The organism is Parasphingorhabdus sp. (assembly GCF_059726685.1).
In genome coordinates this window covers 2554658-2568944 of the sequence record NZ_AP041068.1, presented here as the reverse complement: position 1 = coordinate 2568944, position 14287 = coordinate 2554658, and the positions used below count along the sequence as shown (strand labels likewise).

10 protein-coding genes are annotated in these 14287 nt (G+C 48.6%); 8 read left to right on the top strand and 2 right to left on the bottom strand.

Annotated elements, in window-relative coordinates:
• Window positions 1-12 precede the first annotated feature (12 nt).
• The 6 genes from AC6I9Z_RS12665 (at window position 13) to AC6I9Z_RS12640 (ending at window position 7244) form a co-directional block, all read left to right on the top strand.
• Window positions 13-1551, top strand: a complete 1539-nt coding sequence (locus AC6I9Z_RS12665; protein WP_461456159.1) for a WS/DGAT/MGAT family O-acyltransferase — start codon at window positions 13-15, stop codon at window positions 1549-1551.
• Between the two features lie 86 nt (window positions 1552-1637).
• A complete protein-coding gene (locus AC6I9Z_RS12660; RefSeq protein ID WP_109356789.1) occupies window positions 1638-3116 on the top strand; it encodes a DUF3336 domain-containing protein in 1479 nt (492 codons plus the stop codon).
• On the top strand, window positions 3113-3967 hold the full coding sequence (locus tag AC6I9Z_RS12655; protein WP_461456158.1) for an alpha/beta hydrolase: 855 nt from the start codon (window positions 3113-3115) through the stop codon (window positions 3965-3967). The genes AC6I9Z_RS12660 and AC6I9Z_RS12655 overlap by 4 nt, the downstream gene beginning before the upstream one ends.
• Before the next feature lie 31 nt (window positions 3968-3998).
• Entirely contained in the window at window positions 3999-4928 is a 930-nt protein-coding gene (locus tag AC6I9Z_RS12650) for an alpha/beta fold hydrolase (protein WP_461456157.1), read from the top strand.
• A 69-nt stretch (window positions 4929-4997) separates the two neighbouring features.
• Window positions 4998-5999 carry an NAD(P)H-dependent glycerol-3-phosphate dehydrogenase gene (locus AC6I9Z_RS12645; protein WP_461456156.1) on the top strand — a complete coding sequence of 334 codons (1002 nt, stop codon included), beginning with the start codon at window positions 4998-5000 and terminating at the stop codon, window positions 5997-5999.
• A gap of 291 nt (window positions 6000-6290) precedes the next feature.
• Window positions 6291-7244 (top strand): crotonase/enoyl-CoA hydratase family protein, encoded by a 954-nt coding sequence (locus AC6I9Z_RS12640; RefSeq protein ID WP_162559042.1) that lies wholly within the window; start codon window positions 6291-6293, stop codon window positions 7242-7244.
• An 8-nt stretch (window positions 7245-7252) separates the two neighbouring features.
• On the opposite strand, the gene AC6I9Z_RS12635 is transcribed toward AC6I9Z_RS12640, so the two are convergent.
• Window positions 7253-9865 carry a hybrid sensor histidine kinase/response regulator gene (locus tag AC6I9Z_RS12635; protein WP_461456155.1) on the bottom strand — a complete coding sequence of 871 codons (2613 nt, stop codon included), beginning with the start codon at window positions 9863-9865 and terminating at the stop codon, window positions 7253-7255.
• Window positions 9840-11996, bottom strand: coding sequence for a GGDEF/EAL domain-containing response regulator (locus AC6I9Z_RS12630; protein ID WP_461456154.1), 2157 nt, complete (start codon window positions 11994-11996; stop codon window positions 9840-9842). Before AC6I9Z_RS12630 ends, AC6I9Z_RS12635 begins: the two co-directional genes overlap by 26 nt.
• A gap of 456 nt (window positions 11997-12452) precedes the next feature.
• Between AC6I9Z_RS12630 and AC6I9Z_RS12625 the strand changes: the two genes are divergently transcribed.
• On the top strand, window positions 12453-13034 hold the full coding sequence (locus tag AC6I9Z_RS12625) for a hypothetical protein (RefSeq protein WP_461456153.1): 582 nt from the start codon (window positions 12453-12455) through the stop codon (window positions 13032-13034).
• A gap of 150 nt (window positions 13035-13184) precedes the next feature.
• Window positions 13185-14114, top strand: coding sequence for a thymidylate synthase (gene thyA / locus AC6I9Z_RS12620; protein ID WP_461456919.1), 930 nt, complete (start codon window positions 13185-13187; stop codon window positions 14112-14114).
• Window positions 14115-14287 lie beyond the last annotated feature (173 nt).

Here is a 14287-nt window from a genome sequence, read left to right as displayed (position 1 = left end):
GGGGAACGATATATGTTGCATCAGCTTAGTGCCCAAGACGCCCAGTTCCTTTATATCCAAACACCGGAAAATTTGACTCATGTCATGGCGGTCTATGTCTATGATCCATCGACTGCGCCTACCAAAAAGGTGCGATTTAAGGACATTATCGATCATGTCCGCAGTCGACTTCATATATCCCCGGTATTCAAACGTAAGCTTTACCGGCTGCCTTTCGATATTGATCATCCCTATTGGGTAGAAGACCAGCATTTCGATATCGAAGCGCATATTTCCCATGGTCGATTGCCAGAGCCGGGCGATTGGCGGCAGTTTTGCATTCATGTGGCTCGCCATTTTAGCAAGCCGATGGATATGAACCGACCCCTATGGGATATGTATGTCGTGGAAGGGCTCGATCGGGTCAAAGGCTATGGCAAGGGCAGTTATGCAATTTTGACACGGGTGCATCATGCCGCGATTGATGGTGCCTCGGCTGCTTATTTTTTTACGGCGCTCAGCGACATGGATACCAAGGGCACACCGGCGATGGAGGTGCCAGCTTCCGATTGGGACTATGGTGATGTGCCGTCTTCGTCGGATGTCATGAACCGTGCCCTTTCCAGCAATCTGTCGTCACCCGTTAAGCTGGCCAACGCTGTATTAAAGCTAACTCCTACCCTTTGGGATGCAGCGCAGAAAAACATGTCCAGTGATGGGGCGGTGGGTGGACTCACTGTTCCCGAGACCCGGTTCAACGGTGCAGTTTCACCGCATAAAATGTTCGATGCTGTCAGTTTCGATTTGAACGAGCTAAAGGCGATGCGGACCAAAGTGGAGGGTGCGACAATTAACGATGTCGTACTGACCATTTGTAGCGGCGCACTGCGTAAATATCTGATGAAACATAAGGAACTGCCAAAAGAAACGCTGGTGGGTGTAGCCCCGGTTAATGCACGAAAGCGGGATGGTCAGGAAAATACACCCGGTAACAAGATTACCGCGATGACAGTCAATCTGTGGACCAATATTGCCAATCCGCTGGAACGACTGGAAGCAGTGCGCAATACGACAAGGGAAACGAAAGCCGCCAAATCTGGTTTGAGTGCACGGATCATGACGGACCTTACCCAGCATATTCCCGGTGCGACTATGGCTGGCGTTGCTAAGATCCTGACCAGTGAGCGTTTCGCTCCCAAGATGAGCAACGTCTTCATTTCCAATGTGCCGGGACCGCAAATGCCGATGTATATGAATGGTGCGAAACTTACGCATCAATATGGCATGGCGCCGCTTGGTAATGGAATGGGCTTGTTTATCGCGACACCCAGCTACAATGGAACGATGTCCTTTGCGGTTACAACCGACAGAAAAATCATGCCTGACATTGAATTTTTCCGCGAATGCATTGAGGCCGCCTTTGTCCAACTTAGGGATGCAAAGCCAGCGGCGGGCAGACGGAAGGCAAGGACAACGCCCGCCAAAAAGGCACCGCAACCCAAAGATGCTTCGGTCATGTATCGCCGGGTATCCAAGACGCCGAGACGAGCACCAAAGAATAAGGTCAAATAAGTAGTGGATAACTACCTAATTTTCCCGTTAACGGGTGTTTTTCCTCAGCAATGCGTGTATTCGGTCTGACAGTAAGCGAGTAAATTATGATTTTGAATACAACTTTGAAGATGGAAAAGGCGATGGCCCAAGCGGAAAATTATTCCGACTGGTCTGATGCCGCAGCCGCCCACGATCGCTCCACTGGTGTCGACAAGTGGAAGGCCTCTGACGATAGCAAGCATTTTGATAATGCCTCTATTCGCAGACGTTTGAAACGCCTGTCAAAGCTTTGGAAAGCCCAGGATAATGCGGGCCTGCTTTATGCTCTGAATGAAGGTATCCACGGCAATATGGATGGTATGGGCAATGACCGCCTGCACCAAAAAGCCAAATTTGGCACGAAGCAACTGATTCAGGATTATGTGGATGCCATTGTCAATTCGCTGGAATATCTGGCGAGTGATAAGGTTGATGATATTCCCTTTGAAGAGAAACTCGATTTCTTTCGTCGGGCGCAACATTGCTACGGTCGTTCTGCCTTTTTAATGAGCGGCTCAGGCGCCTTTCTGTATTTCCATATGGGCGTGGTGAAAGCTTTGTGGTCGGAAGGGCTATTGCCGCACATCATGTCGGGTTCCAGTGGCGGTTCTATCGTTGGCGCTTTGATCAGCACGCATGTGGATCATGAGATTCCCCCATTTTTTGAACCCGAAAATCTAGTCACTGAAGGCAGTGATGAAATAGCCTCGCAGACCGGGTTGAGCATATTCGGTGGCACAAGGCGCCTGAAAATAGATGAGATCCGAGAGCGTATCAGTAATATGATTCCGGATCTGACGTTTCAGGAGGCTTATGAACTGACCGGACGGCATTTGAATGTTTCGATCGCTCCGGCGGAAAAGCACCAAACATCACGCCTTTTGAACGCGATAGCATCACCCAATGTCTATATACGGGAAGCGGTTATGGCTTCTTGCGCCGTACCGGGCGTTTATCCTCCTGTGACATTGGCAGCCAAGGATCATAAAGGTGAACGCAAACCTTATTTGCCCAACCGTAAATGGGTTGATGGTTCTGTAACTCATGACTTGCCGGCCAAGCGGTTGGGGCGGCTTTATGGGGTTAATCACCATATTGTCAGTCAAGCAAATCCGCTAATCACGCCCTTTGCGACTGATGTGAAGCAGCAGAGGACTCCGATTTCCGCGATCCGGAACGCAACGACTTCGACGATGAAGGCTTGGCTCAACGCCAACGTCGAAATTATGCAGAAGCCGCTATCCTATTTTCCGCGACTGAACAGTATGGCCAATATGACGCTATCCGTCATTAATCAGGACTATACAGGCGATATCAACATCATCCGTCCGACGATGTTCTGGAGCCCGGCAAAAATACTAAGCGATTTGTCGGTGGAAGAAATTAGTGAGCTGATACAACTTGGCGAGCGGACGACTTGGCCGAAAATTGAAATGGTGCGAACCCAGACCAAAATAAGCCAGACATTGGACCGCATATTGTTTGAATATGAAAATGAACTGGCCCATGATCACGAACTTGTGATGAAAAGGAAAATCGCTTGAGGCATGAAGAGGCGAGTTTGACCCTGGTCGCGCCATCGGCGGCCGCGGGTGCATCGCTTTATTGCCAAAGCTGGACGCCGGAAACTGCTGCGAAAGCGGTCATTATATTGGTTCATGGCTATGATGAACATAGCGGGCGATACGGATATTTTGCGGATCATTGCACTAAACACGGATTTGCCGTTCAAACCCTTGATCATTGGGGGCATGGAAGGTCAGACGGAGCAAATGGTTTCGTCCCTGACTTTTCAGTTTATCATGATGGTTTGGATAGCCTGATCAAACAATTGCCTGCGGAACAAAAAGGGCTACCACTGATATTGGTCGGACATAGTTTGGGCGGTTTAATTGGTGCGACCTACCTGCTCAAAAATCCGTCTCGTTTCACGGCAGCTGTGTTGTCTGGTCCTGCGATTAAAGCGACGGAAGAGCCTTCTGCAGTCATGAAAGGGCTCAGTAAACTTCTCTCAAAACTGGCGCCCACAATGGGCGTTTTGGCATTGGATGCCAATGGAGTTAGCCGCGATCCGAAGGTTGTCGCGGATTATTTGGCCGATCCGTTGGTGTCCGGTACCAAGATCAGTGCCCGGCTGGCAGCCGAAATGATGACCAATATGGAATTGGTGCAAAGCCACGCCGCCAAAATAACATTACCGATATTGCTGCTGCACGGCGGAAAAGACAGCCTAACAGCGCCGGAAGGGTCGGTGTTTCTCAATGAGAATATTGGCTCCGGCGAAAAAATGTTGAAGATCTATCCGGAACTTTTTCACGAGATTTTTAATGAACCGGAAAAAGATGCGGTGCTGACGGATATGACTGACTGGATGGATCGCATATTGACAAAATAGCGACCAGAAGTGCGAACGGGGGAATTTCGCAATGATGATCATTCTATATATTTTATGCGCCATAATATTGGCTGTACTGGTCGCCTATTTCGTGTTTCCGAAGGCGCTTTATGATCTCATGACAGCTTCGCTGCGCTTTCGGGGAGGAATGCGGCAAAAATCCGTCAAAGTCGGTGACAATGCCTGGCCGTATCTGGAAGGTGGACGAGGGGAGGGTGTGCCACTCGTTTTGTTGCATGGTTTTGGTGGTGACAAGGATAACTGGTCAATCTACGCACCGCATATCACCAAGGATCATCGTTTGATTGCACCGGACCTGCCAGGCTTTGGTGAGAACAACCGATCTCTGGATCGTGACTATGATATCCTCTCGCAGGTCCATCGACTGAGTGCGTTTCTGGACGCTATCAATGTCCCCAAATGTCATATCGGCGGCAATAGCATGGGCGGATTTATCGCTTTGCAATTTGCAATGGAATATCCGGATAAAGTTGCATCATTGACCTTGTTTAACAATGCTGGCGTCATGGGCGACGTGAAGAGCGAATTGGCAATTGCGGCGGAAAAGGGAGAAAATTCCCTGGCGCTGAGCGACGTCTCCGATGTTGATCGGCTTATGGCTTTCGTTTCTTATAAACCAGTGCCGATGCCAAAGAACTTCAAGAAAATATTCTTTGCAGAGGCCGAAGCCCATAGAGAAGTTCTCGACAAAATATTCTGGCAAATTGCCGGTGCCGGTATCAATCATCCTCTCAATGATCGCCTCGGCGAGGTAGCGGCGCCTAGCCTGATTATCTGGGGGCGCCATGATCGGTTGATTGATGTTAGCTGTGTTGCGGTGCTGGATGCAGGTATCAAGGATAGTGAAGCCGTTATTTTCGAGGAGACCGGCCATATTCCGATGATCGAAAAACCCAAAGAGACTGCTGCCGTACACCGGGCATTTCTTGCAAAACATTAAATTTCCAGCCAGTTTAGCCACATAGAACTTCTCAAGAAGAGGAGTCGCGATAAAATTTGGGGAAAAGCTATGAAATTGCGCGTTGGGCTATTGGGCGGAGGGTCCTGGGGGACAACCGTGGCATCACTGGTTTCGCGCAATGCTCCGATCAAGATATGGGCCCGAGACAGCGACACTGTCGACGATATTAATAACAATCACCGAAACAGCAAATATTTGCCTGATGCCGCGTTGCCGGAAGCACTGGAAGCCACGGGCGTTATCGGTGAGGCTGTCTCTGACGCTGACGTACTCGTTATGGGAATTCCGTCCAGCAATTTCCGCAATGTGCTAGAAGAAGCCAAATCCTACTTGCGACCATGGGTTCCTGTCATCAGCCTGACAAAGGGTTTGGAACTTTCCACTGGCAAACGTATGACTGAAGTCATCGAAGACGTTTTACCTGGCCACCCTGTGGGCGTTCTAACGGGCCCCAATCTGGCGCGGGAAATCATGGCCGGGCAGGCGGCCGCCAGCGTGATCTCAATGGAAGACGAGATTATCGTCAAGCAACTCCAGCAGCTTTTCCACTCCGGAATGTTTCGTGTCTATACCAATACCGATTTGCTGGGTTGCGAGTTGGGCGGAGTCCTGAAGAATATTATCGCCATTGCCGTTGGCATGGGGGATGGATTGGGGGCAGGGGACAATACCCGGTCCGCTCTGATCACTCGCGGTTTGGCAGAGATTACGCGATTAGGAGTGGCCATGGGTGGCCGGCCCGAGACTTTTGCCGGCCTGACGGGAATGGGGGATATGATCGCCACCTGCACGAGCCCGTTGAGCCGAAACCGGCATGTCGGTGTCGAGCTTGGCAAGGGGCGCAAAATTGATGATATTATAGAAGAAATGCTGATGGTTGCTGAAGGTGTCAAAAGTGCGCCGACGGTCATGGCTTTGGCCAAAAAGTATAATGTTGCAATGCCGATTGCAGAAGACGTGTTTGAAGTAACAAAAGGAACGCGTTCGGCTGTCCGTGCTTATCGTGGTCTAATCAGTGCATCTGCAGGCTCAGAGGCTGATGCCGGATAGATAGTATCGAAAGAAACTGTAATTTATCCGGGAAAGATTGGCCGAAAAGGTCAAGCCATATTGTCGAAAACAGTCATACTGGTCTAAAAATTTACTAGATTTTACAAAAACTTATTTACCACTAAGCATCGCCAAAGACTGGTATTTTTTTTGGTCCATTAAGGATGTAATTTAAGCTAAGGACTTTTGCTTGCTTCTTTTTGGGGCGTGCCATAAAAATATCTCTCAAGCACTTCGGAAATTGTTACGTCAGAGTTTCGACGTAGCCCCGATTATGTGGAGAGTATGTATATGGATTTACGAAGCCAAGCCGTAAACGATGCTGAGACTGATCTCGTATTCGACGCGACAGAAACACTGATCACACCGCACCGTGGTCTTGGCTACGATATATTCAAACAGAACTTCAATGAAATTGATTTGCGGTTCGACAAAACGGATGAAATTTTCTGGTGCTATATGAACCAGAAATCTCGCCCCAGCTACACATATGAATTGGGCGATGAAATCCAGATGGTCCAAGACTGGATTCATACAAATTATGCCATGGATGGAACCCATACCGAGGACCCAATGCGCTATTTTGTTTGTGGATCGCGTACCCCTGGCATTTACAATCTCGGCGGCGACCTGAAACATTTTGCGGACTGTATTCGGCGTCGCGACTTGGGTGCTTTAAAGAAATACGCCCGTACCTGCGTGCATATGCAATATGCGAACAGCACAGGTTTTGGCGCCCCGATCATTACCATGGCTTTGGTGCAGGGTGATGCGTTGGGCGGCGGTTTTGAGCATGCTTTGGCTTTTGACATTCTGGTGGCCGAGAGAAGTGCAAGGCTGGGCCTGCCCGAAATTTTATTCAATCTCTTCCCCGGTATGGGTGCCTACAGTTATCTGCGTCAGCGTCTCGGCCGCAAAGAGACAGAACAGTTCATTCTCGAAGGAAAATTATTCACCGCCGAACAGCTCTATGAGATGGGCGTGATTGATATCCTCGCGGAGGACGGTAAGGGCGAGCAAGCCATTATTGAATATACCAAGCAAAACCGGAAGCGGTTCCACGCTGAACGTGCTGTCTACAAAGCGCGTCGCCTCGCCAATCCCGTAACGATCGATGAATTGCTCGAAATTACAGAGATGTGGGCAGAAACGGCACTTTACCTTGATGAGGTCGATGTAAGAAAAATGGAACGCCTTGCAAATGCGCAAGAGCGTCGAATTGCCCGCTCGCTCAAGACTGTTTAGCTACAAGCTTAGCCTGCTGCACTATACCCATTATCGGTCTTGCCGTCTTCAGCCATTTCCGGATCGTTCAAGAAAGCTTTGATGAGTGACACTTCTTGTTCGATTTGTACGAGATATTCAAATCGCTTTTGCGTGAATTCTGATTCCGTTATGATTTCCAGGTGGCTGCAGATTTGAGATAATTTTTTTGCGCCGACATTGTTGGCACCGCTCTTAAAAGCGTGAGCATGGAAACGAAAATCTTCTACCTTGCCGTCTTCAACCGACTTTTTGAAGGCCCTCATAATGTCCGACGCGTCTTCAACATATGCATCTATGATTGACTGAACGAACGCCTCGTCGCCTATGGATTTCAAATAATCCATCTGCCCCGCGTCAATTGGTGGTTGAGGGTCATCTGTCAACTCTGATCCGATGACTTGAACTACATTAAATGGATCATCACGCAGCGATTCTTGCACTTCATTTGCCTTATGGAAATTGCCTGTCTGTTCTGCAACGGTGTCAAGTAAAACGCTTGCTTCTATTGGTTTTGTGAGCCGTAAATCCATGCCGGCATCAAGGCATTTTTTCTCTGTTTCCGACGTAGAATCGGCAGTCAGGCCGATGATCGGGATATGATGACGAGGACCTTCTATCTGGCGCCAGAGCTTGCAGCATTCTATGCCACCAATATTGGGCATATTGACGTCCAGAAACACGATGTCGAAGGAATATTGCTCCAGTTCATCAAGAGCTTGCTCGCCATCAGAAACAACGACTACTTCATGGCCAGCATTAATAAGGATGGTTTGCAAGACCATCTGGTTGGTGCGATTATCATCAGCAACCAATACCTTGAGCGAAGCAGATGTTCGAATGATGCGGTCAGGGTTGTCTTCCAATTTCTTGCCGATACGACTGAAAGAACAACCAATTTGAACAACGCTGCGCACGGTATCAAAGTCTGCAGATGCCGGTAATACTGATGCGAAAGCGGCCCGCAGTTTGATCTCGTCCAGGCTCTTGCTGCCACTTTTGGAGAGTAGGACAGGTGGCAGTTTGGCCTCGCGAAAGTGATTCCAGAATATCGAGTCATCTTTGTGTTGTTCCGCGATTTCTTCATCGAGAAGAGCCATGTCGTATGAAGAGAGTGGGCGGTTTTTAAGGATTGATTCCAAACGGTCATTTGGAGCACATTGAATATGCTCAATTACAACAGATCCTTCGTCCTCTTGCTCAATGTCCGGTCCGTTCAGACCAAATCCCAGCGACAATATTCGATAGCTTTCGGGATTGGGAACAACCTGGACGTCGACGACCGGTTCAACCGGGCAAGCAAGGGTAAACGTGCTGCCCTTTCCGACAGTACTCTCCAACGCAATATCGCCGCCCATCTGCATCGCCAGTTGTTTACAGATAGCAAGGCCCAAACCCGTGCCGCCAAAGTTATCAATAATACTGTCATCTGCTTGTTGGAAAACGCCGAATATTTTCTCATGCGCTTCGGCGGGTATGCCCGGCCCGGTGTCAGTGACTGAGCACCACAATACGGGGGCTTCAGAGACATCATCTTCAATTCCGCACTTTAACGTTATCGTACCTGTTTCCGTAAACTTTACGGCGTTGCTGGTCAGATTGATCAGGATATTGCGGATATGGTCAAGCTGCGCCGCAACAGCTTGGTCGCTCAGTGCTTCGGCTTCTAGATGAATTCTCAGACCTTTTTCCGCCGCCGCCAACTGCAAGATGTCACGTACATCTGTCATGACATCCACGATACTGAACTCTTTTGGTTCCGGCAGTTCTTCCTGCGTATCTGATCTCGCAAAGGTTAGTAGTTGGTTGATCAGATGTAACAGATGCTGGCCGGCGGATACGCTGGTGCTCACCATCTGTTGTTGTGCTTCAGGCAGTTTCATGTCGAGCAAATGTGTGCCGTACCCGATAATGGCATTCAGCGGCGTTCGCAGTTCGTGGCTTATACTTGCCAAAAACAGGCTCTTCGCCTTATTTGCGCTTTCAGCTTCTTTGGTCGCTTTGGATATTTTGATAATCAGGGTCGAACAATATGCAGGAACGACGATCAAACCACCCAAGAGGCCTAAAGACAGGGATAAATTGTGATGCCAGTAGGGCACGGAATATATAGTCCAACCGAATGACATTGTTCCCAGCGCAGCCGCAATGCCAAGCCATTTGATACCAAAGCGGAAGCCATAGCCTAATATTACCCACAGATATAATGGATAGAGCGCAGCAACTGCTCCGCCGCCAATTTCAAACAAATAGGTCGACACACCGAAGTCAACCACCAAGCCCGCCAATCGTCGACTGTTGCTTGGCCCAGGCTTTAAGCGATAAGCGATAAAGATCGCCAGGCTGCCTAAAAGGTGCAGTTGAAAGCCGAGCATCAGGTCTGCATTCCCGTCAAGGAAATAGGTGACGGTTAGCGCGATCACGATCAAAACCAGTCGGTTTATGATCATCTCCCGCTCACGGTCACGACCGCGCTCGGCAGAATCGCTGTGATGTGAATGACGGTGATGATGGGCGTGTTTGTGCGTGTTGCGGTGCTTGGTGGAGCGCTTGCTTTGCAAGAAAGGTAGCATGCCGCTATCCCTCCGCCGAACCGGCAACATGTTTCTGTTGTAGTCCGAACAACTTCGACAAGTCTGACGCACGCTGTGGTCGTGCTATTTTGAAGCCTTGAATCTCGTCACATCCTGACGCTTGGAGCAGTTCAAGCTGGGCATCATTTTCGACGCCTTCAGCAATAACCCGCATATCCAACGCGTGAGCGAGATGGGAAATTGTACCTATAATCGCACGGTCTGCAGCAGAATGTTCAATCCGCGATATGAAAGTACGGTCAATCTTCAAACAATTGGCTGGCAAATCTCTTAGATATTGTAGCGAGGAATAGCCGGTTCCAAAGTCATCTATCGAAATTCCAACCCCAACCTCGCGCAATCTGACTAAAGAGTCACTCACATGATCATTGTTATTCAGCAGCAATTCTTCGGTAATCTCAATCACAATCTTCGAAGGATCAATCTGGTTCAACTCAATGTTCTTCAACACTTCTTCGCAGATTTTCTGATTCTGAAACTGACGCGGGGATACATTGATAGCAACACGCGGAAGATCAACACCTTCATCTGCTGATCGCCTTATTTGGCTGCATACTTCGGCTATTACCCATTTGCCGACGGAGTCCATTATTCCCGTATCGTCTGCAACGCGAATAAACTGCACCGGCAGCAGGCGTCCACGCGTTGGATGATCCCAGCGGAGTAGTGCTTCCAAACCTACATATTCTAATGTTTTGGCATCGACTATTGGTTGATATTCAAGTGCGAACTGATCCTGACTTAAGGCATCACGCAATTCAATCTCAAGCGATGCATCTGCCTGGGCAATCTGGTTCATGCCCTCGGAGAAAAAACGATGACAGTTGCGGCCATTCGCTTTCGCATCGTACATCGCGAGGTCAGCGAGCCTCAGCAATTCTTCATATTCGTCGCCATCATTCGGAATCAAGCTAACGCCGATACTGGCTCCGATGACCTGCTCGATTCCGCTTATGGAATATGGTTCATTAATCGCTTTCAATATTTTTGTGCAGCGGGAGTTGATCGCATCAGGTCCGCTGACTTTACCAAGAATAATGGCGAATTCATCACCGCCAATACGTGCCGCGAAATCGTCCGGTCCGATAATATCGAGCAACCGTTCTGCAACTTCCCGCAGCAATGTATCACCGCTGTGGTGGCCGCGTGTATCATTGATGACTTTGAACCGGTCGAGATCCAGCAGCAGTAGAGCAGATTCCTGACCGGTTTTTTGACAGGTGTCGATTGTTTTGCGCACTTTTTCCGCCAGCAGCGCACGATTGGGCAATCCGGTCAGCATGTCGTGCAAGGCCAGATGTGTGCGATGTTCTTCGGCAAACTTGCGGGCGGTGATGTCGACCGCAGTAGTCAATACACCGATTGTCTCGCCCTTATGATTCAGCAGCGGAGACTTGTTGCAGTGAAAAATAAGCTCAACGCCATCGCTGGAAAATTTTTCCTCATAATGTGGGATCGGTTGTTCCGACTTCAGCACTATCTCGTTTCTGCGATTTGAATTTGTTGCTAGGCCAGGGCCCAGTATTTCGCCAAAATCTCGGCCGACCATCTCATCCGGCGTTTTGTCAAAAAGTGCCGATTGATAGGCATTAGTGAACAAGCAGCGACCGGCCCGATCGGTGGCATTGATCATGATGGGTATTGTATCGATGATCTGTTCCAGCATGCTTTTGTTTGCTGGCGCGTTACTATCCGGCATATCGGAAAGTGCGGCATGTTTCCTTTCGATCTCGGACGCCCGTTTTCTCAGATTGTCGCTTTTTTGGCTTTTTGTCAGAAGCGATGTCGCGCGCCGGCAAAATTCCACATGCGATACCGGGCTCTGCAGAAAATCAGTGGCACCGGCATCCAGCGCGGAAAGTCGGCATTCGCGGTCCTGATGAGCGGTTATCACGATTGCTGGCACATCACCACATTTAGACATTTTGCGGACTTTTTTGATGAACTCTGCGCCGTTCATCTGAGGCATTCTGTAGTCAACAACCAACAGTTCTGCGTTGTTGCTATTCAGCCATTCAAGCGCTTCCAATGGATCAGCAAATGTGACGGAGGAATATTCTTCCCCCATCATGGTCACAAACTGGGCATAAATCCTGAGATTTGTAGGCCGGTCATCGACGATTAGAACGCGCGTGGTCATATAGTCGCAATAAGAGGCGATAATCAAAATAAGGTTAACGCGTCATTGGTATTGTATCGGGTTGTATCTTTGTTAGCCAACCTTTGGAAATCAGCCAAAAATTATGTTTTTTGAGTACAGAGTCGAGTTTACCCTCGGCTCGCGCAGTGGTTCTGCGAATGATCATTTTTGTTCAGAGGGAGCAAAGAATGAAGAAATTCACTCTTAAGTCCGGCAAATCACATTCTATTTTTGGGAGATATTGCTTTTAAGCGACCAGATGCGAATATTTTGTCCCCAATCCTATCCTACCTTATTTCAAAGCAGGTTGCGCCTGATATTGGATTGAACCATTTTGGTTGTGATGCTTCTTGCCACCGGAACTCCAATTCAGCATTGCGATTACAAGGTTAAAACAAGAACAATGATGTTCATCATTGTAAGATAGATCCGCAGCTGTTGTTCAAGGGGGAAATAGTGGAATTTACCTATGCTGAGATACTGGATATCTTATCCACCAAACATAATGTTGCCAGCGCTAAAAAAGTGGCCTTTCGTGGGCGATTGCAGCATTTTCAACGACTTGGGTTTCCTGCAGGTGCTAATACCGGAAAAGGCAAGGGCGTTGCCTATTCATGGCGTGAGCTTTTCTTGATTGGTTTGGCATTGGATTGCCTGGAAATCGGATCCACACCAGATCGAAGTGTAAACGAAATTGTTAAATTTGAAGACGTTTTCTTGTCGGCAATTGCCAGTGTTGGGCTGGGTGCTCAGGAAGAGGATAGCCGGGACTTTAAATGTTTCCTGATTGTTGAATTGTCTAACCTTATGTCTTTAAAAGAAGAAGCGGATTGGAGCCAAATCGTTAAACTGCTGTCCCATCAGGATATGATGCAAATCTTGTCCAGTGAAGGTTTGGACGCCCATCGTTCTCCTTATGCGTTGATTGATTTGCGTCAGTTTCTCGCTGCCATTTTAAACGGCGTGTTTAGCTGTCTTGAGTCACCAAAAAAAATGATCATTGGTGATTTTAAAGCCTGGGCGATGCAGCAGCCATAACGATCTTTTAGACTATGAGTTGAGCGATGGGCGGCATGCTGATTGAAGCCTATGGTCATGGAAGTGTTCCAATTTATTATGATTTGTCCGGTTGAGGATAACCGTGGAGCTGTATAGCATCGATCGCTACTGACATGGAGTAAGCGTGTGATTCCCAGTGAGCATTATGAACAGCAATATCTCGATCTGATGCGGCATATCTGGACGCAGGGCGATGAACGAGTGGACCGTACCGGTGTGGGAACAAAGGCAATTTTTGGTGCGACAATGCGTTTTGATCTGGCTGACGATGCGATTCCGCTGCTGACTACCAAGCGGGTGTTCTGGAAAACCGCAGCTAGAGAAATGCTCTGGTTCCTGACCGGGGATACGAACATCCGTTCGCTGGTAGAACAAAAAGTTCATATCTGGACCGACTGGCCGCTGGACAAGTACCGGAGAGAAACCGGTGAAGAAATCGACCGAGATGCATTTGAACAGCGGATCATCGAAGATGATGCGTTTGCTAAGCAATGGGGTGACTTGGGCCCGGTCTACGGCAAACAATGGGTTGATTGGCCGCGCTACACGCCGGCCGGTGAGGGGCTCTATCGTCTTGAAGAGAAAGGTATCAACCAGATAAAATTGCTCGTTGACGGGCTGAAAAACAATCCCGGTTCTCGTCGCCATATATTTACGGGTTGGAACGTCGCTGAATTGGATCAGATGGCTTTGCCACCCTGTCATAAAACATATCAGTTCTATGTATCAGGTGACAAGCTATCGGCGATACTCTATCAGCGCAGTTGCGACCTCGGGCTGGGTTTTGCTTTCAATGTATTTTCGGCGGCATTGTTGATCCGCATGATCGCTCAGCAGTGTGATCTGGAACCAGGGCAACTGGTTTGGAATGGCGGCGACGTGCATCTTTACTTAAACCATTCAGAGCTTGTCGAAGAACAATTATCGCGCGAGCCTGCTGGCTCCCCCAAATTCAAAATATTGCGGAAACCGGAATCTGTTTTCGACTATCGGATTACTGACTTTGATGTTCTGGACTATAGCCCGCAACCTCATATTTCTGCGCCTGTTGCCGTTTAGGCGGTAATCCCAAACTACAGTGCAATATTACTGCAGCTGGTTACTGCAGCATAACGCTGCGCAACTTTATTGCATCGCGGCAATTCAATTTTACAATAAAATGTGATATTCGTACTGTCTTAGCGAGTCGTAGGGGTTCCTAAAACAGTAGTTTCGATTAGTTCAACCAACTC

Bases quoted from the DNA above. Each gene is read 5' to 3' on its own strand.
- AC6I9Z_RS12665 (WP_461456159.1), top strand. From the start codon at position 13: ATGTTGCATCAGCTTAGTGCCCAAGACGCCCAGTTCCTTTATATCCAA.
- AC6I9Z_RS12660 (WP_109356789.1), top strand. From the start codon at position 1,638: ATGATTTTGAATACAACTTTGAAGATGGAAAAGGCGATGGCCCAAGCG.
- AC6I9Z_RS12650 (WP_461456157.1), top strand. From the start codon at position 3,999: ATGATGATCATTCTATATATTTTATGCGCCATAATATTGGCTGTACTG.
- AC6I9Z_RS12645 (WP_461456156.1), top strand. From the start codon at position 4,998: ATGAAATTGCGCGTTGGGCTATTGGGCGGAGGGTCCTGGGGGACAACC.
- AC6I9Z_RS12640 (WP_162559042.1), top strand. From the start codon at position 6,291: ATGGATTTACGAAGCCAAGCCGTAAACGATGCTGAGACTGATCTCGTA.
- AC6I9Z_RS12635 (WP_461456155.1), bottom strand. From the start codon at position 9,865: ATGTTGCCGGTTCGGCGGAGGGATAGCGGCATGCTACCTTTCTTGCAA.
- AC6I9Z_RS12630 (WP_461456154.1), bottom strand. From the start codon at position 11,996: ATGACCACGCGCGTTCTAATCGTCGATGACCGGCCTACAAATCTCAGG.